The sequence below is a fragment of the Nissabacter archeti genome (assembly GCF_018257325.1).
Taxonomy (GTDB): domain Bacteria; phylum Pseudomonadota; class Gammaproteobacteria; order Enterobacterales; family Enterobacteriaceae; genus Chimaeribacter; species Chimaeribacter arupi.
The window spans coordinates 284,306-301,688 of sequence record NZ_JAERKB010000005.1 but is presented as its reverse complement, the minus strand read 5'-3'; the positions used below and the strand labels follow the sequence as shown (position 1 = coordinate 301,688).

Sequence of the window (17,383 nt, the reverse complement as noted above, 5' to 3'; positions counted from 1 at the left end):
GGCGCATTATAGGGAGTTCCTGACAGCCTGCAACCCCTAAATTCAAAAAATTATTCAACCGGCGAATGTTTAGACAATATGTATAAATTTTGTCTGAGAACCTGTTGTTTTGCTGCTTTTCCATCCAAAACCGGCCCTCCCCTCTTTGCCTTTATCTCTATAAAGAAGCAATAAAGAAGAACCTGACAGAAAAAGGGCCCGACAATGCGGGCCCTTTTCTCTCTTTCTTTATCTGCTTACTGCATCTGCTTACTGCTGCGCGACAATGTGCCCATCAGTGACATCTAGTGTGATGGGTTTCCCCGGCAATAATTTGCCTGACAGGATCTGCTGTGCCAGCGGGTTTTCAATTTCCTGCTGGATAGCGCGTTTCAATGGCCGCGCGCCGTAGACTGGGTCAAAGCCCGTCTCACCCAACAGCTCCAGCGCCGCATCGGTCAGGGTCACTGCGTAGCCGCGCTCTTCCAGCCGTTTATAAAGGCGGTCTAACTGGATAGCGGCAATAGATTTGATATGCGCGCGACCCAATGGGTGGAACACCACGACTTCATCAATACGGTTAATGAACTCAGGACGGAAATGATGACTGACCACATCCATCACCGTTGTTTTCATCTGCGGGTAATCCATCTGCCCGAACCGTTCCTGAATCAGGTCTGAACCAAGGTTAGAAGTCATGATGACGACGGTATTACGGAAATCGACCGTACGCCCCTGGCCATCCGTCAGGCGGCCATCATCCAGCACCTGCAATAAGATGTTGAAGACATCCGGATGCGCTTTTTCCACTTCGTCCAGCAGGATGACGGAATAAGGACGACGGCGCACCGCTTCGGTCAGGTACCCGCCTTCCTCATAACCGACATAACCCGGAGGTGCCCCCACCAGCCGCGATACAGAATGTTTCTCCATAAATTCGGACATGTCGATACGCACCATCGCATCGTCGCTGTCGAACAGGAACCGGGCCAGCGCTTTACACAGCTCGGTTTTCCCTACCCCGGTTGGCCCCAGGAACAGGAAAGAGCCGATCGGCCGGTTTGGATCAGCCAGCCCAGCCCGGCTGCGACGGATCGCATTGGACACGGCGTCTACCGCTTCATTCTGGCCGATAACGCGCTGATGCAGATCCTGCTCCATACGCAACAGTTTCTCGCGCTCACTTTCCATCATTCTGGAAACAGGGATCCCAGTCCAACGCGCCAGCACTTCAGCAATCTCGGCATCTGTTACCCGGTTACGCAACAGCTTCATGGTTTTGCCTTCGGCCTGCGTGGCGGCTGCCAGCTGTTTTTCCAGCTCAGGGATTTTCCCATACTGCAGTTCCGACATCCGGCCGAGATCACCCATGCGGCGCGCCTGCTCCAGGCTGATTTTTGCCTGTTCCAGTTCAGCCTTGATAGTTTGCGTGCCGGAAAGCGCTGCCTTCTCTGCTTTCCACTCTTCTTCCAGCTCTGAATATTCACGCTCTTTCTGCGTGAGTTCACTGTTCAGCATGTCGAGGCGTTTCAGGCTGGCCTCATCTGACTCTTTTTTCAGTGCCTGTTGTTCAAGCTTGAGCTGGATAATACGCCGCTCGAGCCGGTCAAGAGACTCAGGTTTAGAGTCAATCTGCATACGGATGCTGGAAGCCGCCTCATCGATCAGGTCAATCGCCTTATCCGGCAACTGGCGATCGGCAATGTAACGATGTGAAAGCGTTGCGGCGGCAACAATGGCCGGGTCAGTGATCTGCACGTGGTGGTGCAGTTCATAACGCTCTTTCAGCCCACGCAGAATGGCGATGGTGTCTTCTACTGACGGCTCCGCCACATAGACTTTCTGGAAGCGGCGCTCCAGCGCAGCATCCTTTTCTATATATTGGCGATACTCGTCGAGCGTGGTCGCGCCAACGCAGTGCAGCTCCCCACGAGCCAACGCCGGCTTCAGCATGTTCCCGGCATCCATGGCGCCGTCGGCTTTACCCGCCCCCACCATCGTGTGCAACTCGTCAATAAACAGGATGACACTGCCTTCCTGTTTGGAAAGATCGTTGAGCACGCTTTTCAGGCGCTCCTCAAACTCCCCACGGTATTTGGCCCCGGCCACCAGCGCGCCCATATCCAGTGAAAGGACGCGTTTGTGTTTGAGGCCTTCCGGCACTTCACCATTGATAATCCGCTGGGCCAGCCCTTCGACAATCGCCGTTTTACCGACCCCCGGCTCACCAATGAGCACCGGGTTATTTTTGGTCCGGCGTTGCAGCACCTGAATAGTGCGGCGGATCTCTTCATCACGGCCGATAACCGGGTCGAGTTTCCCCTGCTCGGCACGCTCTGTCAGGTCAATGGTGAATTTCTTCAATGCCTGACGTTGATCTTCCGCATTTGCATCATTCACTTTTTCACCACCCCGCATCTGGTCAATAGCCTGGCTGATTTTGGTTGCATCAGCCCCGGCCGCTTTCAGCAGATCGGTTAACGCGCCCCGATCCTGCAACGCAGCCAGTACAAACAGTTCGGATGAGATAAAGGTGTCGGCACGCTTTTGCGCCAACTTGTCACACAGGTTCAGAACACGCACCAGGTCATGAGAGGGCTGAACATCCCCCCCGGTGCCTTCCACTTGGGGTAAACGAGCCAGGCCCTGCTCAATCTCAGTGCGCACCCGGTTGGCATCTACCCCGGCAGATGTCAGTAATGGGCGCACAGTCCCCCCTTCCTGATTAAGCAGGGCGCTCATCAGGTGAAGAGGTTCAATAAATTGGTTGTCACGCCCAAGGGCAAGAGATTGGGCATCAGCGAGGGCAAGCTGGAATTTGCTGGTAAGACGATCCAGACGCATAACTCCTCCAATACAGGTCAAAATTGCTACTGGAGATTAAATGAGGTCATCCCTCACGTTTTCAAGGTTATCTTGACTGTATTTTCGGCGTTTTTTTATGCGTCACGGATCGTCTCGGAGGCGTAGATTATATCAGCCAGATTAAAGTTGCCAGACGCCCTGTCATCCTGTCCCGGCGAAAAGAAAAGAAATTCTCTGCTTCACTGACGGTACAACGCTCGCCGCCACTGATCTGGCGGACACCGGCGGCCTGAAGCCGGATGCGCGCCAACTGATAAATATCCGCCATGTATTTTGTGCCCACCGGCCGGAACGCGTCCCCAGTTGCGGGATTGTCAGCGACAAACGCAGCCCGCACGTCATCACCTACTTCAAATGCATGCGGCCCGATAGCCGGGCCAAACCATGCCATGACGTCATCAGGCGGGCAGCGGAACTGCTTCAGGGTATTTTCCAGCACCCCGCCGCACAGCCCACGCCAGCCTGCATGGGCCGCCGCCACTTCATCGCCCCGACGTGAGGCAAACAGCACCGGCAGGCAATCCGCCGTCATCACCGCACACACCTGCCCCGGCTCTGCGGTATACACCGCGTCTGCGCGCAAAGCTGCAGCGGTTGGGGTCTGCCCTTCCAGCCGCAGCACGTCAGTCCCGTGCACTTGCTCCAGCCAAAAAGGCATTGCCGGCAACCCCGCCAGCGCGACCAGCCGTTCACGGTTTGCAGCCACGTCAGCCGGGTTATCGCCGACATGTGCCCCAAGATTAAGCGATGCATAAGGCGGCAGGCTGACGCCGCCATACCGTGTGGTGCTGCAGGCTGCAACAGTTCCGGGTACAGGCCACTGCGGGCGAATCAGGCCGGCCATTACCAGTCCAGCTGATCTTTAAAGGCTTCCGTATCCGCTTTCAATGCGTCGATCAGATCGACCATATCCTGCGGCAGGGGAGCGTGCCATTCCATCTGGATACCGGTAATCGGGTGGTAAAGGCGCAACATGGTGGCGTGCAGAGCCTGACGGTCAAACCCACGCAGCGTCGAAATAAACTGTTCGGACGCGCCTTTCGGCGGACGCGGACGGCCGCCATAGAGCTGATCACCCACCAGCGGATGGTTGATGTGCGCCATGTGAACACGGATCTGGTGCGTACGCCCGGTTTCGAGACGCAGGCGCAGGCGCGTATGCGCACGGAAATGTTCCATGATGCGATAGTGCGTTACGGCGGGTTTACCCATCGGGTGCACGGCCATATGGGTACGCTTGGTGGAGTGGCGGGTAATCGGCTGTTCTACCGTACCGCCTGCCGTCATGGTGCCGATGGCCACCGCTTCATACTCACGGGTAATTTCGCGCAGCTGAAGGGCCTCTACCAGGCGGGTCTGTGCCGGGACGGTTTTCGCCACCACCATCAGGCCGGTGGTGTCTTTATCCAGACGGTGAACAATACCGGCACGCGGGACATCCATAATTTCCGGATAATAGTGCAGTAACGCGTTCAGGACCGTACCGTCCGGGTTGCCGGCACCAGGGTGAACAACGAGGTCACGCGGCTTATTGATCACCAGAATATCGCTGTCTTCATACACGATGTTCAGTGCAATTTCCTGAGCTTCCCAGCGGGCTGCCTCTTCGATTTGCGCATCAATGGCAACGGCTTCGCCACCCAACACTTTTTCTTTTGGTTTGTTCACCATTTTGCCGTTGACCAGGACCCGATCATCCAGAATCCACTCTTTTATGCGTGATCGAGAATAATCAGGGAACAATTCCGCTAAAGCCTGATCTAAACGTTGACCGAGTTGAGATTCGGCCACCGTTGCGGTGAGTTGTACTTGTTGTGCCATATGCAGCTTCTTCGTTAACGTTGGGTTTTCACGGCGATGCCGTTTAAAATAATGTGCTATTGTAGCTGGTCTTTGCCGGGAACTTAACGGACAGTCTCCCGGAATAACACCCTGAGGATAATCAAAACGTCATGACGCGTATGAAATATCTGGTGGCTGCAGCCACGTTGAGCCTGGTTCTGGCGGGTTGCTCCAGTTCGAAGGATGCGGTGCCCGACAATCCGCCTTCGGAAATCTATGCAACCGCTCAGCAAAAACTGCAGGACGGTGACTTCAAAGGAGCCATCACCCAGTTGGAAGCGTTAGATAACCGCTATCCGTTCGGGCCTTACTCCCAGCAAGTTCAGCTGGATCTGATCTACGCCTACTATAAATCGGCCGATCTGCCGATGGCGCAGGCAGCCATTGATCGTTTTGCGCGGCTGAACCCGACCCATCCGAGCATCGACTACGTCATGTATATGCGTGGCCTGACAGACATGGCATTGGATGACAGCGCACTGCAGGGCTTCTTCGGTGTTGATCGCTCTGACCGTGATCCGCAGCATGCACGTGCCGCCTTCCGCGATTTCAGCCAGCTGATTCAGAGCCACCCAGACAGCCAGTATGTCACGGATGCGCAGAAGCGTCTGGTTTACCTGAAAGATCGTCTGGCGAAGTATGAGCTCTCCGTGGCGCAATATTACACGAAACGCGGCGCTTACGTTGCAGTAGTTAACCGTGTTGAGCAAATGATGAAGAATTACCCGGATACGCAGGCAACCCGTGATGCCCTGCCGTTGATGGAAAACGCGTATAAGCAGCTTCAGCTTGCCGGCCAGGCGGATAAGGTTGCGAAAATCATTGCTGCCAACCAATAAAAAGCGATGAATGCAGAAGATAAGAACGGTAGCTCAGGCTGCCGTTTTTTTTGACAGAAATACAAGGCAATTGACTGAATAATAAACAAATAGCGCAGGGGCGTTTTTACTGGCCGGGTGATATAACCTATCGATAGTGCGTTACCCGCACTGAACTCTCAAGCACTAATTTTGTAATCTTCGTCACACTTCACATAAACGCGCTCACTGACAAAAAGTGACAAAAATAAGTGATCTTGATCACAAAATGACAGCGTCAGTAGGCTATGCTGAAGGTATCCAAGACGGAAAGACAGAGAGGTAAGTTATATGACAGTCAACATTACCAGCAAACAAATGGATATCACTGATGCAATTCGTCAGCATGTCGAAGACCGTCTCGCCAAACTGGATAAATGGCAAACGCAACTGATTAACCCCCATGTCGTCCTTTCTAAAGAGCCCAATGGTTTCCAGGCAGATGCCACCATCAGCACGCCCAACAGCGGCCCGCTGGTTGCGAGTGCACGGCATGACGATATGTACGCAGCGGTTAATGAAATGATTACCAAACTGGAGCGGCAGCTCAATAAAGCGCAACATAAAGATGAAGCGCGACGGGCCGCGACCTGTATCAAAGAGGTCAACCTTGAGCCTGAAGAGCCCTAGTCCCTTCCAGTAAATAATGAGCGCGCCCACCGGGCGCGTTTTTTATTGACAAAAAAACGTCAGCGGTTACTTTACATAAGATTAACGACTAACCCAGGACCTTTATGCTGCGCCAACCTCTGTTTTTCTTCGCATTCTTTTTTACCTTCCCCTGACTGGGAGGCGATTCGTCACACGATAAAGAATGCGAAGACGAACAAAAAAAGCCTCCCCCGCGGAGGCTTTTTTTATGGGCTGATTTTGATAAGAAGATAACAAAAGGCAGACATCATGACCGACAACCCGTTACTGGCATTGCGTGAGCGCATCACCGCGCTGGACATCAAATTACTGGATCTGCTGGCAGAACGGCGCGGGCTGGCGCTCGATGTTGCCCGCGCTAAACTGCATACCCACCGCCCAATCCGGGATAAAGCACGCGAGCGCGATTTGCTGGATGCGCTGATCGATGCCGGTAAGCAGCGCAATCTGGACGGTTTTTATATCACCCGTTTATTCCAGCTGATTATTGAAGACTCTGTCCTGACGCAGCAGGCACTGCTTCAGCACCAGCTTAACCAGACGACGGTTCACTCCGCACGTATCGCGTTCCTTGGCCCGAAAGGTTCTTACTCGCATCTGGCGGCCCGCCACTATGCCGCCCGCCATTTCGAACAGTTTATTGAGTGCGGCTGCCTGAAATTCCAGGATATCTTCACCCAGGTGGAAACCGGGCAGGCAGACTATGCGGTACTGCCGATCGAGAACACCAGTTCAGGCTCGATCAACGATGTGTATGACCTGTTACAGCACACCAGTTTGTCGATCGTCGGGGAACTCTCTACGCCTATCGACCACTGCGTGCTGGTGAGTACGCCTACTGAGCTTTCCGCCATTAAAACGGTGTACAGCCATCCTCAGCCTTTCCAGCAATGTACCCAATTCCTTAACCGCTTCCCGGACTGGAAAATTGAGTATTGTGAAAGTACCGCCGCCGCCATGGAAAAAGTGGCTGAGCTAAATTCCCCCCACGTGGCGGCTCTCGGCAGTGAAGCGGGTGGCGCGCTGTACCAGCTACAGGTGCTGGAACATAAGCTGGCTAACCAGCAGCAGAATATCACCCGCTTTATTGTACTGGCACGTAAAGCTATTGAAGTGTCTGAACAGGTACCGGCCAAAACCACGCTGATCATGGCAACCGGCCAGCAGTCCGGGGCCTTGGTTGAGGCACTGCTGGTTCTGCGTGATCACGGCATTGTGATGACGAAACTGGAATCGCGGCCGATCCACGGCAACCCGTGGGAAGAGATGTTTTATATCGACGTGCAGGCTAATTTGCGCAGCGAAAGCATGCAGAAAGCTTTGCGGGAACTGGCGCCGATTACCCGCTCATTAAAAGTGCTGGGCTGTTACCCGACAGAAAATGTTGTACCGGTTGATCCAAGCTGACTCAGAACCGGTTCTCATAAAAAAGCCACGCAGAACATCGCGTGGCTTTTTTGTCAGGCATGATGTCTGCCTGGAAGCGCGTTATTGCCGGTTATCGTTGGCTTGCAGCAGCAGCGTGCGGCTTTCCACCAGAAAACGCTGAGCATAATCCCCAAACCAGTGTTCAACTTTCTTGAAGCTGTCGATGAACGCCTGCTTATCCCCCTGCTCTAACAGAGCAATCGCCTCGCCAAAACGTTGGTAGTAACGCTTAATCAACGCCAGGTTATTCTCTGATGACATAATAATGTCGGCATACAATTGGGGATCCTGGGCAAACAGGCGGCCAACCATGGCCAGCTCCAGCCGGTAGATAGGCGATGAGAGCGCCAGCAGTTGCTCAAGCTGCACATTCTCCTCTGCCAGGTGCAGGCCATAGGCGAAGGTCGCGAAGTGACGAAGCGCCTGGATAAAGGCCATGTTCTGGTCATGCTCTACCGCACTGATGCGATGCAGCCGCGCGCCCCATACCTGCAACTGCTCCAGCAGCCACTGATAGGCTTCCGGTTCGCGGCCATCACAATAGACCACCACCTGTTTTGCCAGGCTGCCGACATCCGGGCCAAACATCGGATGCAACCCGACCACCGGGCCTTCATGCACGGCCAGCATCGCCTGTAATGGACGATTTTTCACAGACGCCAGATCCACCAGAATGCAGTCGGCAGGCAATGGCGGCAGGCGGGCGATCACCTGCTCAGTGAGATGGATAGGGACACTGACAATCACCATTCCGGCGTCTGCCAGCAAGGTTTCTGCCTGTGGCCAGTCTTCCTGCTCCAGTACCCGCACCTGATAACCGGAAAGCGTCAGCATACGGCTGAATAACTGCCCCATCTTGCCTTTCCCGCCGATGATGACGATAGGGCGAAGCTGAGGGCAAAGCGTTTTGAAGCCTTTGTCATTCTCACTGGAATAGGATTCCCGCATGACCCGGCGCAATACATCCTCAATCAGATCCGGCGGTACTCCCAGCGCCTGCGCCTCTTTCCGGCGCGAGGCCAGCATGGAAGCCTCACGTTCAGGCACATAGATCGGCAAGCCATAACGGCTTTTTACTTCACCGACCTCAGCCACCAGTTTCAGACGTGTTGCCAGCAGATCCAGCAAGGCTTTGTCCACCTCATCGATTTGATCGCGCAACGCGGTCAGCTCAGCCACCATACCTTTTATTCTCCTGCTTTACGTGCGATCAGCGCATTGCCCAGCTGTTGATGCATGTCGCGCAACAGTGTTTCTGTGCTCTCCCAGTTAATGCAGGCATCCGTGACCGAAACGCCGTAACGCAATGCGTCACGCGGCTGTTCTGAAGACTGGTTACCTTCATGCAGGTGACTTTCCAGCATCAGGCCGGTAATCGAACGGTTCCCTGCTTTGATCTGGTCAATGGCAGACTGGGCCACCAACGGCTGACGGCGGTAATCTTTATTTGAGTTGCCATGACTGCAATCTATCATCAGGGAAGGATGGAGTCCTGCCTCACTCATCTGTTTCTCACACGCGGCCACATGTTCCGCGCTGTAGTTCGGCGTTTTCCCGCCACGCAGAATGACATGCCCATCCGGGTTGCCCTGGGTTTGCAGCAGGCAAACCTGCCCAGCCTGGTTGATACCGACAAAGCGGTGCGGCATGGCTGCGGCACGCATCGCATTGATCGCCGTGCCCAGGCTGCCGTCGGTGCCGTTTTTGAACCCGACCGGCATCGAAAGGCCGGACGCCATCTCGCGGTGTGTTTGTGACTCGGTAGTCCGTGCGCCGATGGCTGACCAGCTGAACAAATCGCCCAGGTATTGCGGGCTGTTCGGGTCCAGTGCTTCGGTGGCCAGCGGCAGCCCCATGCCGACCAGTTCGAGCAACAAGCCACGGGCGATGTGCAGCCCGGCTTCCACATCAAAAGAGCCGTCCATATGCGGATCGTTGATCAGCCCTTTCCAACCGACGGTGGTGCGGGGCTTTTCAAAGTAGACGCGCATAACAATGTACAGGTGGTCACTCAGTTCCTCAGCCAGCACTTTCAAACGGCGTGCGTACGCCAGTGCCGCATCAGGATCGTGAATTGAGCAAGGGCCGCACACAATCAGCAGACGATGGTCATGGCCTTTGAGGATGTTGGCGATGGTGTCACGCGATTGTGCAATATTGCGCTGATCACCGGCGCTCAGCGGGAACTGTTTTTTCAGCTCTTCCGGGGTAATCAACACCTCTTCCGCGCTGATATGAACATTGTTGAGGGCATCTTTTTGCATTACATCGATCCTGTCAGTGAAAGGGGGCAGCCGGTCACGCCGCTGCAATAGAGTCACCTTACCATTCTCTGTAAATTATTCAATCCAAAATCCGTAAATAATAAATTACACCATAAGCAAATTTATATCACATTCGGATATGAGATTGAATAATACCAACGTTAATAATCTTCATAATCAATTAGATATTGAAATAAAAATGGCAGAGGTCATTGATGAACATCATGTAAAACAGCGAGAAAAATATTCGTAAAAATAACTTTACGACTTGCATTTTCAAGATAACCTCATGGATAGAGGCTCACAAGCTTACTAAGCGGGTGTGGCCCCTATTAGTTAAGACGCATTTCCCCTCCCCCATTGATATCTCAGTAAATTTTATAATTTACAACAGGTTGATATGTTCTGGGGTATCAGGAAATATCAGCGGGGATCAGCGGGGTAGGCAAAATGTGGTCATTCAGGTCGGCGAGGGGGTTGAGGGTGATCGCTTCTTCCAGGTGATCGGGGGCGAAATGGGCGTAGCGCATGGTTTCGCGGATGTTGGCATGGCCCAGTATGCGTTGCAGCACCAGGATGTTGCCGCCGTTCATCATGAAGTGCGAGGCAAAGGTGTGCCGCAGGACGTGGGTTTTCTGTCCGTCTGCCAGGGTCAGGGAGGTTAAGGCCAGCACCTGGCTGAAAGCCTGGTAGCAGGGCCTGAATAAGCGCCCGGAGAGCGGCGCCAGCTCCTGGTAGAGCCAGCGCGGGATCGGCACCGTGCGGTTCTTCTTGCCCTTGGTTTTGATAAACGTCAGTTTGTGCGGCGACAGCTGCGAACGCATCAGGTTTTCCGCCTCGCGCCAGCGGGCGCCGGTGGTCAGGCAGATTTTGACTATCCGTGTCAGGTCCGGGTTGCCGTAGGCCATGCACGCCGCCAGCAGTTGGTCGATCTCCGTTCTGGTCAGCCAGGTCATCTCCCTCTCTTCTTCCTTGAAAATGCGCATCCCTTCCAGCGGGTTCGGCGGCGCCCATTCGCCCAGCCGCTTCAGTTCGTTGAACAGCGCGTAGAGATATTGGTGCTCCCGGTTGACCGTGATCGGCTTCGCTTTCCATTTTTCGCGATTGGTGTGATGCCCGTTGTCGATCTCCCCGCGCAGCCGGCGGTCACGGTAGTGCGCCCACATTTTAGGGGTTAACTGCGTTGCTACCGGGTCACCCAGGCCGGTGCAGATCAGCCGCAGTTTCCCCATACGGGATTTGCCGGCCGTGAGCGACTGCCCGTGCAGGTTGTGCCACAGCTGCACCAGCTCGCTCAGGCGGCGGTGGTCCGGTTTTTCCCCCAGCCAGGGTTTGTCGGCGGCTTCGTTCAGGCAGTAATGCTCATACGCCACCGCCTCGCCTTTGGTGGTGAACTTTTTCCGCACCCGCTTGCTGCCGCGGCCATTCAGGTAGAAGTCCGCCAGCCATTGGCCGTCCGGCATTTTTTTTACCGCCATCCCTGCGCCCTCAGCCCATGATCACACATTGGGCTCCAGCGTCACGCAGACCTGGCCCAGCGCCGAAACCTCATCCACCCCGCACTCAAAGGTCAGCGCCTGGCGGGTGACTTTCAGCCGGTTGCCGGGCAGACGGGCGATGTCATACACGTCCACATCCCCATCGATGTCCAGCAGCCAGCGGCCATTGCCCAGGCTGGTGCTGCCGAGGTCAATAACCCAGGCGTGCGCCCCTCTGACCAGGCAGGCCGGGTTTTTCAGCGAGGCGTCCAATAAGGACGGGTCCGCCAGCCAGAAGCCCTCCTCTTCCATCACGCCGCCGCGCAATCTCAATTTTTTAAGCTGGCGGGCCTGTGCCGGCTGCGGCACGCTTTCTGCCACGGCTTCGCGCATCTGGCCCTGGCCGGTGGCCAGCCAGCGCAGCGAGACGCCGGTGTCCAGCGCGCAGGCAATCACCACATCCCCTGGGAAGTAATCCCTTCTTATCCAGGTACTTATTGTTCCTGACGACAGCCCGTGCAGGTCACCCAGCTCTTTTTGCATCGTGAACCCGTACGCCTGAAGCATACGGGAAAGCACCGCTTTGCCCCCTTCAAGCTCATCCAATCGCATCTTGCAAAATCCTCATTGCAGCGAAAATCCACCTTGACACCTTGCAAAGTCAAGATTAGAGTCTGGCAGATTCTTAAAATTGATCCTTGATGATACCTATTTTACTCCACAGGAGATCATTCACCATGAATTCTCAAATTGCAATCCCAGCCGGCCCGGAGCTGATGACCTACAGCCAGTTTGCGGATGCCTATGGTTTCAGCATTCCCACCGTAAAACGCATGGTGGCCGCCGGTGATCTGTTGATTATGCCGCGGCTGAAAGAGGGCGGCGCGGCGCGCATTAATATGGTGGCGTTCCGTGCGCGCCTGCTGGCGCAGGCGATCAACTGCCGTTACATCGCCGGGTAAGCCGCCATGCTGCTGGCAAGCGAGGCACAACAGGCGCTGGGAAAACGCTACCTGGCGGCCATCCGCCGGACGCACTTCGCCGCCCGGAACCCGACGCAGCAGATTTTTGACGGCGCGCCCGACCACTGGAAGCGGCTGCTCTGCTTTCATGCCGGGTTAAAAGCCCGCCATGTCACGCTTCATTACGCTGAGTTAACGCAGGAGGAACGCATGTGCGTGATTGGGGCGTTGCGATCGCTGGCGGCGTTTGCCCGTACGCTGCCGCGTTTTCTCTCTGATAACGACAGCACGCTGCACCCGCGCTGACTTTTTTCCACACAAGGAGAGGTGTATGAACCCGGAAAATGCCCACATGGCGGCGCTGCGCGAGCAGCTCGCCCGCCAGATGGCCGCCCGCCTTGAGCAACTGGCCTGTTATATCACCGCCCGTGCCCTGCCCCCGGCCGCGGCGGCGGACCTGCTGCGTGACGAGGCCGAGCGCCTCCACCAGCACACATGGGAGCACCCCTGATGCCGGACTGGATGGATCGTTCGCAGGCCCATCAGGCGCGCGCCCTGGCAGGCCACCTCGCCAGGGCGCTGCGCAAACCAGCGCAGCCCTCTGCGTTTTTCTGCGAAAGCTGCGGCGAACCGATTGATGAGCGCCGACGCCGCGCCATCGACGGCGTTACGCGTTGTTGTGACTGCCAGCAACAGGAAGAACAGCGGCGCCGCCACCGCCGGTAAAGCGGTTCGCACCGCGCCCTGCCCTGTCTCTGTTAAAAGACCGCCTTTATAAGAGAAACGTTGTGATGCCTGACGTCTCCCGTGGGCGACGCGCCCCTGCGCCGCCGCCGTTGAGTGTTGCCGCGCCGCTGCCGTTTTGCGGGGCGTACCCGTGGAACCGCCCGCGCCCGGCGATCTCACGCCCACGCCCGCTGACCCGTGAAGCCTGGCGGCAGGCGGAAACAGCGCTGCACCAACTGAACCACCTGCCGCGCTGCCTGCGTGCGCCGCTGCTCAACCGTTACCAGCACCTTTTGCGGGAGAACGGCTACCGCGCCGCGCACCATTTTCTGTTGAACGGTTTCGCCAAACGGCTCTGGCCGCGGATTGCCCGCGTGATGGCGCGCCACCAGATGGATTTCGCCGCCTCAGCGCGTTTTACCGGCGAGGCGGAGGTTTACCACCAGCTGCCCGACCTCAATGACAAGGCGGTGCGCCGCCTGGCGCAGCGGATTGCCGGGCAGTTGCATGAGGCGTATGAAAGCGCCTGCGGCGCCGTGGCACCGGGTGCGCCGGAGCGCCTGCTGGAGCCGGCAGTCCAGCGGCGGTTGTATGGGCAGGTGGCCCCGCCGGCGCGCGCCTTTAACCTTCAGCCGCCGCACTGGGCCGCCTGGCGTAAAGGCCGCCTGAGCACCCCGGCCGCGCTGGCCGCCGTGCTGCGGCTGGTTAACGGTGACTGGTGGGAAGCCGCGTTGCTGCGCCAGCGCACCTGCTGGCGTGAGGCGCTGATGATCGCCGCGGGTTACGTCAGCCGGGCGCTGTCGCCGTATGTCAGCAAACAGGCGCTGCGCGACGTCACCGCCCGCCGCCTTTCCAACCTCAGCTACCTGAAACATCACGAGCTGGAGAATGAAGAGACCGGCGAGCGGCTGAACCTGCTGGACACGGTGATGGCCAGCGTCGCCAACCCGGCGATCCGGCGCATGGAACTGATGACGCTGATTGCCGGCGTCGAGCAGACGGCAGAGCAGCAGGGGCATGGCGGGCTGTTTATCACGCTGACTGTTCCCGCGAAATACCACCCGATGCGCACGCTGGGGAGCGGGCGGCGGGTGCAGATCAACGCCGCCTGGCAAGGTCACAGCCCGAAAGAGGCGCAGCGTTACCTGGTGGCGGTGTGGGCGAAAATCCGCACGGCGTTTAAGGACCACCGCCTGCAGGTGTACGGGTTGCGCGTGGTGGAGCCACACCATGACGGCACGCCGCACTGGCACCTGTTGCTGTTTATGGCCCCGCACCAGCAAACGCAGGTAATGGCGATTATGCGCCGCTACAGTTTGCAGGAGGACGGCGACGAACCGGGTGCCGCCGGGCGCCGCTGCACCTGCAAGCCGCTGAACCGGGGCGGGGCCGCGGGCTATATTGCGAAATACATTGCGAAAAATATCGACGGCTATGCGCTGGAAAATGAGAAGGATCACGACACCGGCGCGCCGCTCACCCAGACCGCTGCCGCCGTCACCGCCTGGGCCGCCACCTGGCGCATCCCGCAGTTTCACCCGATCGGGTTGCCGGGCATCGGCGCGTACCGCGAATGCCGCCGCATCCGCCACCTCAGCCTGGCGGCCGAGTTTGATGCGCAGGTGGAAGCGGTGCGCCAGGCCGCCGACAGCGGGGATTTCGCCGGGTACATCCGCGCGCAGGGCGGCACCAATGTGCCGCGTAACCAGCAGACGGTGCGGGTGGCGCGGCGGCATCAGGGCGAGTACAACGCCTATGAGGAGCCGCGCTGCCGGGTAGTGGGCATTTACGCCCCGCACCTGGGCAACGACCGCCTTTACCTGACGCGCACCACCCGCTGGCGCATCGTGCCGCGCGCCGAAGCCGGTTCGCCGTTGACGTTAAGCGGCAACGCCGCGCCTTGGAGTTCTGTCAATAACTGTGGGGAACCGGCCGCCGGAACCGCGCCGGCGGCCGCCATCCCCCTGTTGGGATCGCCGCCGGGCGCAGGCGCAGCGCGGCCTGATGCAGCCTTATTGGGGGTTGCTTTGTGCAGGCCGGCTGTACCGCCGGAAAGTGCGCCCCCGGACAGGGTTTTCAGAAAGTAAGTTGCTGAAAAAAAATCAATGTGCGCGCCGTCACATTTTCAGCATAAATATTTGAATAAGAACATTCTGTTGTTTGCCCAGCCTGCTCAGTAATTTTTTTGCGCACTTTTTAAACAAAAACCAGGGCTCTGCCTTGTGCCGCCTCGTTTGCGCCCTCGCGCTGATCAAAAAACAGGCAAAACGGGCTGCGGTAAAAAAGATCAATAAAAGTGCAGGAATACAAGCCTGGATTATTCGACAGGCGGACAAAATTCACCAAATAAATGCCACAAAATTTCGTAAAAATTAACGGTATTGACGTGTTTGCCTAATTCACCAATACTGGATTTATGCACAGTAACAGGAGCAAAAAGGGATGGAAAACCTGAATAAACAAGCATTAACGTTATCCCGTATCCAGTTGATTGCAGATCTTTCCCAGACTGCACAATGTAATCAGCAGGAGTTCTTAATGGCGATGTCGCTGATTTCCGATCTGGCCGGCCAGGTCTTGCCGCAAAACCATTCGGACGCCGTGTTCTATAACGTTATTAAGGAAGACAGGCACTAAATACAGGATCAACGCTCAGAGACCGGCGCTTACCTTTCGTTGCCAGGCCCACGGCCGCCAACCGGGTAAGCGCCTTTTTTTGCCCGCCGCCCCCTTCCCTGTTGTGCCACCCGTTTCACAACCCCGCTTAATTGCTGCCCCGGCATACATTCCGGACACTGATGGCTGTTCCTTCACTCCGTTAATGGACATGCCCCATGAGCTACCCAACCTTGCTTTTTTCCCTGGTGCAGGCGCGCCTGCCGGGGGGCCTGAAATGAAAATATACAGTGAACAGGGGGAAACCGTGGATGCGGTCTGCTGGCGTTATTACGGCCAGACCCGCGCCCTGGTGGAGCAGGTTTATGCCCTGAACCCCGCGCTTGCCGGTTACGGCCCGGTATTGCCGCACGGCACCGCGCTCACCCTGCCGGATGCCGCCGCCGTGCCGGTGACGGAGAGCGTGAAATTATGGGAATGAGCATCGAACGCGTCGCTTCTTCCCTCTCCTACACCGTCGCTACGCTGCTGGCCTCGCTCGGCGTGCTGTCGCCGGAAGACCTGGCGCTGATGGGCGGCACCGGCGTCGGCGTCGCGACCTTTCTGGTGAACTGGTACTACCGCCGCAAAAGCTTCCAGCTATTGGCGAAAAGCCGGTTGTGCAAAAGCGATTATGAACACCTCAACCGTTAAGCGGTGCAGCGCGGCGGCGGTGCTCGGCCTGGCGGTGCTGTTGCCGGACTACAGCACACTGCACACCTCCGGCGCCGGGCTTGCGCTGATCACCGACTTCGAAGGCTGCCGCCTGTCGCCGTACCAGTGCAGCGCCGGGGTCTGGACCAACGGCATCGGCCATACCCGTGACGTGGCCGCCAACACCACCCTGACCGAGGCGGAGGCGGCGGAGAACCTGATCGCCGATGTGAAGCACGTCGAACGCGGGCTGGCGCGCTGTATGCCGGGGCCGATGCCGCAACCGGTGTATGACGCGGTCGCCGCGTTCGCGTTTAACGTCGGCGTCAGTGCCGCCTGCGGCTCCACGCTCGCCACCCACATCAATAAACAGCAGTGGCGCGCCGCCTGTGACCAGCTGCCGCGCTGGGTCTATGTGGACGGTGTGCGCAGCAATGGGCTGGCACGCCGCCGCGCGGCGGAACAGGCGCTCTGCCTGAGCGGGGCGTGAGCCCTGTTTAGCCCCTAACCGTGCCAGGAGGCACTTCATGCTGAAACAACAACGCCTGCGCCAGGCCCTGCTTGAGCAGGTGCCGGTGCTCAAAAAAAACCCGGACATGCTGACGCTCACACCCGGCGAGATGCAGATTGTCTCGACGCTCGCGCCGTCGCTCTGTTTTGAGTACCGCTACCCGCTGCTCGTCTCCATCAGCGAACTGAGCGCCCTGACGGCGTCCGCCACCCTCGACAACGTGACGGTGGTTATCCTCGCCTGGCTGCGGGAGAACCAGCCCGACCTGCTGAACAGCGCCGAAAAGCGCGAAACCGATTTCACCTGCCGCCGGGCGGACAGCGGCGAGCTTTGCACGCTGCTGTTTACCCTGCGGCTCACGGAGCGCGTGCTGGTGACGGAGCAGGACGGCGCGGCGCAGGTCACACACCTGCCGGAACCGCCGCCGCCACAGGATGTCGCGGCGCCGCACGAGGTCTACCTCGACGGGGAACTGATCAGCAGCTGGACGGAATAACCCGCGGCTGCCCGG

20 protein-coding genes and 1 other annotated feature are annotated in these 17,383 nt (G+C 57.4%); of the genes, 13 read left to right on the top strand and 7 right to left on the bottom strand.

The window, feature by feature from the left end; genetic code table 11:
• Positions 1 to 249: 249 nt before the first annotated feature.
• From clpB to rluD, 3 genes are all read right to left on the bottom strand, one after another.
• Positions 250 to 2,823, bottom strand: a complete 2,574-nt coding sequence (gene clpB / locus JK232_RS08985) for an ATP-dependent chaperone ClpB (RefSeq protein WP_101857961.1) — start codon at positions 2,821 to 2,823, stop codon at positions 250 to 252.
• Positions 2,824 to 2,950: 127 nt separating this feature from the next.
• Entirely contained in the window at positions 2,951 to 3,688 is a 738-nt protein-coding gene (gene yfiH, locus JK232_RS08980; protein WP_212589080.1) for a purine nucleoside phosphorylase YfiH, read from the bottom strand.
• On the bottom strand, positions 3,688 to 4,665 hold the full coding sequence (gene rluD / locus JK232_RS08975; protein WP_072933741.1) for a 23S rRNA pseudouridine(1911/1915/1917) synthase RluD: 978 nt from the start codon (positions 4,663 to 4,665) through the stop codon (positions 3,688 to 3,690). Before rluD ends, yfiH begins: the two co-directional genes overlap by 1 nt.
• A gap of 131 nt (positions 4,666 to 4,796) precedes the next feature.
• Between rluD and bamD the strand changes: the two genes are divergently transcribed.
• The 3 genes from bamD to pheA all read left to right on the top strand — a co-directional run bounded on the left by bamD (position 4,797) and on the right by pheA (position 7,601).
• Positions 4,797 to 5,525 carry an outer membrane protein assembly factor BamD gene (gene bamD, locus JK232_RS08970; protein WP_072933738.1) on the top strand — a complete coding sequence of 243 codons (729 nt, stop codon included), beginning with the start codon at positions 4,797 to 4,799 and terminating at the stop codon, positions 5,523 to 5,525.
• Between the two features lie 309 nt (positions 5,526 to 5,834).
• Complete coding sequence (gene raiA / locus JK232_RS08965; protein ID WP_072933735.1) at positions 5,835 to 6,173, top strand: ribosome-associated translation inhibitor RaiA; 339 nt, start codon at positions 5,835 to 5,837, stop codon at positions 6,171 to 6,173.
• 106 nt (positions 6,174 to 6,279) lie between these two features.
• Positions 6,280 to 6,404: a sequence feature (Phe leader region), on the top strand.
• A gap of 39 nt (positions 6,405 to 6,443) precedes the next feature.
• Positions 6,444 to 7,601 (top strand): bifunctional chorismate mutase/prephenate dehydratase, encoded by a 1,158-nt coding sequence (gene pheA, locus JK232_RS08960; RefSeq protein ID WP_072933733.1) that lies wholly within the window; start codon positions 6,444 to 6,446, stop codon positions 7,599 to 7,601.
• Positions 7,602 to 7,682: 81 nt separating this feature from the next.
• Here the strand turns inward: pheA and tyrA are convergent, their stop codons facing one another.
• The 4 genes from tyrA to JK232_RS08940 all read right to left on the bottom strand — a co-directional run bounded on the left by tyrA (position 7,683) and on the right by JK232_RS08940 (position 11,976).
• The gene (tyrA, locus tag JK232_RS08955; protein WP_101829377.1) at positions 7,683 to 8,804 is read right to left on the bottom strand and encodes a bifunctional chorismate mutase/prephenate dehydrogenase; all 1,122 of its coding nucleotides are present in this window, start codon (positions 8,802 to 8,804) and stop codon (positions 7,683 to 7,685) included.
• Positions 8,805 to 8,809: 5 nt separating this feature from the next.
• A complete protein-coding gene (locus tag JK232_RS08950; protein ID WP_072933728.1) occupies positions 8,810 to 9,886 on the bottom strand; it encodes a 3-deoxy-7-phosphoheptulonate synthase in 1,077 nt (358 codons plus the stop codon).
• A 413-nt stretch (positions 9,887 to 10,299) separates the two neighbouring features.
• Positions 10,300 to 11,364 (bottom strand): phage integrase, encoded by a 1,065-nt coding sequence (locus JK232_RS08945; RefSeq protein WP_212589079.1) that lies wholly within the window; start codon positions 11,362 to 11,364, stop codon positions 10,300 to 10,302.
• A 21-nt stretch (positions 11,365 to 11,385) separates the two neighbouring features.
• The gene (locus JK232_RS08940) at positions 11,386 to 11,976 is read right to left on the bottom strand and encodes a phage repressor protein CI (RefSeq protein ID WP_072933723.1); all 591 of its coding nucleotides are present in this window, start codon (positions 11,974 to 11,976) and stop codon (positions 11,386 to 11,388) included.
• Between the two features lie 125 nt (positions 11,977 to 12,101).
• On the opposite strand from JK232_RS08940, the gene JK232_RS08935 reads away from it, so the two are divergent.
• From JK232_RS08935 to JK232_RS08890, 10 genes are all read left to right on the top strand, one after another.
• Positions 12,102 to 12,326, top strand: a complete 225-nt coding sequence (locus tag JK232_RS08935; RefSeq protein WP_212589078.1) for a MerR family transcriptional regulator — start codon at positions 12,102 to 12,104, stop codon at positions 12,324 to 12,326.
• Positions 12,327 to 12,332: 6 nt separating this feature from the next.
• Entirely contained in the window at positions 12,333 to 12,632 is a 300-nt protein-coding gene (locus JK232_RS08930; protein WP_072933719.1) for a hypothetical protein, read from the top strand.
• A 25-nt stretch (positions 12,633 to 12,657) separates the two neighbouring features.
• Positions 12,658 to 12,837: a DUF2732 family protein gene (locus JK232_RS08925; protein WP_212589077.1), complete on the top strand. Its 180-nt coding sequence runs from the start codon at positions 12,658 to 12,660 to the stop codon at positions 12,835 to 12,837.
• The gene (locus tag JK232_RS08920) at positions 12,837 to 13,052 is read left to right on the top strand and encodes a TraR/DksA C4-type zinc finger protein (protein WP_212589076.1); all 216 of its coding nucleotides are present in this window, start codon (positions 12,837 to 12,839) and stop codon (positions 13,050 to 13,052) included. Before JK232_RS08925 ends, JK232_RS08920 begins: the two co-directional genes overlap by 1 nt.
• Positions 13,053 to 13,117: 65 nt before the next feature.
• Complete coding sequence (locus tag JK232_RS08915) at positions 13,118 to 15,139, top strand: replication endonuclease (protein ID WP_212589075.1); 2,022 nt, start codon at positions 13,118 to 13,120, stop codon at positions 15,137 to 15,139.
• A gap of 355 nt (positions 15,140 to 15,494) precedes the next feature.
• Positions 15,495 to 15,689 (top strand): hypothetical protein, encoded by a 195-nt coding sequence (locus JK232_RS08910; protein ID WP_072933709.1) that lies wholly within the window; start codon positions 15,495 to 15,497, stop codon positions 15,687 to 15,689.
• A 256-nt stretch (positions 15,690 to 15,945) separates the two neighbouring features.
• Positions 15,946 to 16,149: a tail protein X gene (locus JK232_RS08905; RefSeq protein WP_072933707.1), complete on the top strand. Its 204-nt coding sequence runs from the start codon at positions 15,946 to 15,948 to the stop codon at positions 16,147 to 16,149.
• Entirely contained in the window at positions 16,146 to 16,361 is a 216-nt protein-coding gene (locus JK232_RS08900; RefSeq protein ID WP_072933705.1) for an HP1 family phage holin, read from the top strand. Before JK232_RS08905 ends, JK232_RS08900 begins: the two co-directional genes overlap by 4 nt.
• On the top strand, positions 16,342 to 16,851 hold the full coding sequence (locus JK232_RS08895; protein ID WP_212589074.1) for a lysozyme: 510 nt from the start codon (positions 16,342 to 16,344) through the stop codon (positions 16,849 to 16,851). The genes JK232_RS08900 and JK232_RS08895 overlap by 20 nt, the downstream gene beginning before the upstream one ends.
• Before the next feature lie 37 nt (positions 16,852 to 16,888).
• Positions 16,889 to 17,368: a phage tail protein gene (locus JK232_RS08890; RefSeq protein ID WP_101857972.1), complete on the top strand. Its 480-nt coding sequence runs from the start codon at positions 16,889 to 16,891 to the stop codon at positions 17,366 to 17,368.
• Positions 17,369 to 17,383: the final 15 nt, after the last annotated feature.

Bases quoted from the DNA above. Each gene is read 5' to 3' on its own strand.
- JK232_RS08945 (WP_212589079.1), bottom strand. From the start codon at position 11,364: ATGGCGGTAAAAAAAATGCCGGACGGCCAATGGCTGGCGGACTTCTAC.
- JK232_RS08905 (WP_072933707.1), top strand. From the start codon at position 15,946: ATGAAAATATACAGTGAACAGGGGGAAACCGTGGATGCGGTCTGCTGG.
- yfiH (WP_212589080.1), bottom strand. From the start codon at position 3,688: ATGGCCGGCCTGATTCGCCCGCAGTGGCCTGTACCCGGAACTGTTGCA.
- JK232_RS08900 (WP_072933705.1), top strand. From the start codon at position 16,146: ATGAGCATCGAACGCGTCGCTTCTTCCCTCTCCTACACCGTCGCTACG.
- JK232_RS08895 (WP_212589074.1), top strand. From the start codon at position 16,342: ATGAACACCTCAACCGTTAAGCGGTGCAGCGCGGCGGCGGTGCTCGGC.
- JK232_RS08930 (WP_072933719.1), top strand. From the start codon at position 12,333: ATGCTGCTGGCAAGCGAGGCACAACAGGCGCTGGGAAAACGCTACCTG.
- JK232_RS08925 (WP_212589077.1), top strand. From the start codon at position 12,658: ATGAACCCGGAAAATGCCCACATGGCGGCGCTGCGCGAGCAGCTCGCC.
- JK232_RS08915 (WP_212589075.1), top strand. From the start codon at position 13,118: ATGCCTGACGTCTCCCGTGGGCGACGCGCCCCTGCGCCGCCGCCGTTG.
- raiA (WP_072933735.1), top strand. From the start codon at position 5,835: ATGACAGTCAACATTACCAGCAAACAAATGGATATCACTGATGCAATT.
- bamD (WP_072933738.1), top strand. From the start codon at position 4,797: ATGACGCGTATGAAATATCTGGTGGCTGCAGCCACGTTGAGCCTGGTT.
- JK232_RS08920 (WP_212589076.1), top strand. From the start codon at position 12,837: ATGCCGGACTGGATGGATCGTTCGCAGGCCCATCAGGCGCGCGCCCTG.
- rluD (WP_072933741.1), bottom strand. From the start codon at position 4,665: ATGGCACAACAAGTACAACTCACCGCAACGGTGGCCGAATCTCAACTC.
- JK232_RS08950 (WP_072933728.1), bottom strand. From the start codon at position 9,886: ATGCAAAAAGATGCCCTCAACAATGTTCATATCAGCGCGGAAGAGGTG.
- clpB (WP_101857961.1), bottom strand. From the start codon at position 2,823: ATGCGTCTGGATCGTCTTACCAGCAAATTCCAGCTTGCCCTCGCTGAT.
- JK232_RS08910 (WP_072933709.1), top strand. From the start codon at position 15,495: ATGGAAAACCTGAATAAACAAGCATTAACGTTATCCCGTATCCAGTTG.
- JK232_RS08935 (WP_212589078.1), top strand. From the start codon at position 12,102: ATGAATTCTCAAATTGCAATCCCAGCCGGCCCGGAGCTGATGACCTAC.
- pheA (WP_072933733.1), top strand. From the start codon at position 6,444: ATGACCGACAACCCGTTACTGGCATTGCGTGAGCGCATCACCGCGCTG.
- JK232_RS08890 (WP_101857972.1), top strand. From the start codon at position 16,889: ATGCTGAAACAACAACGCCTGCGCCAGGCCCTGCTTGAGCAGGTGCCG.
- JK232_RS08940 (WP_072933723.1), bottom strand. From the start codon at position 11,976: ATGCGATTGGATGAGCTTGAAGGGGGCAAAGCGGTGCTTTCCCGTATG.
- tyrA (WP_101829377.1), bottom strand. From the start codon at position 8,804: ATGGTGGCTGAGCTGACCGCGTTGCGCGATCAAATCGATGAGGTGGAC.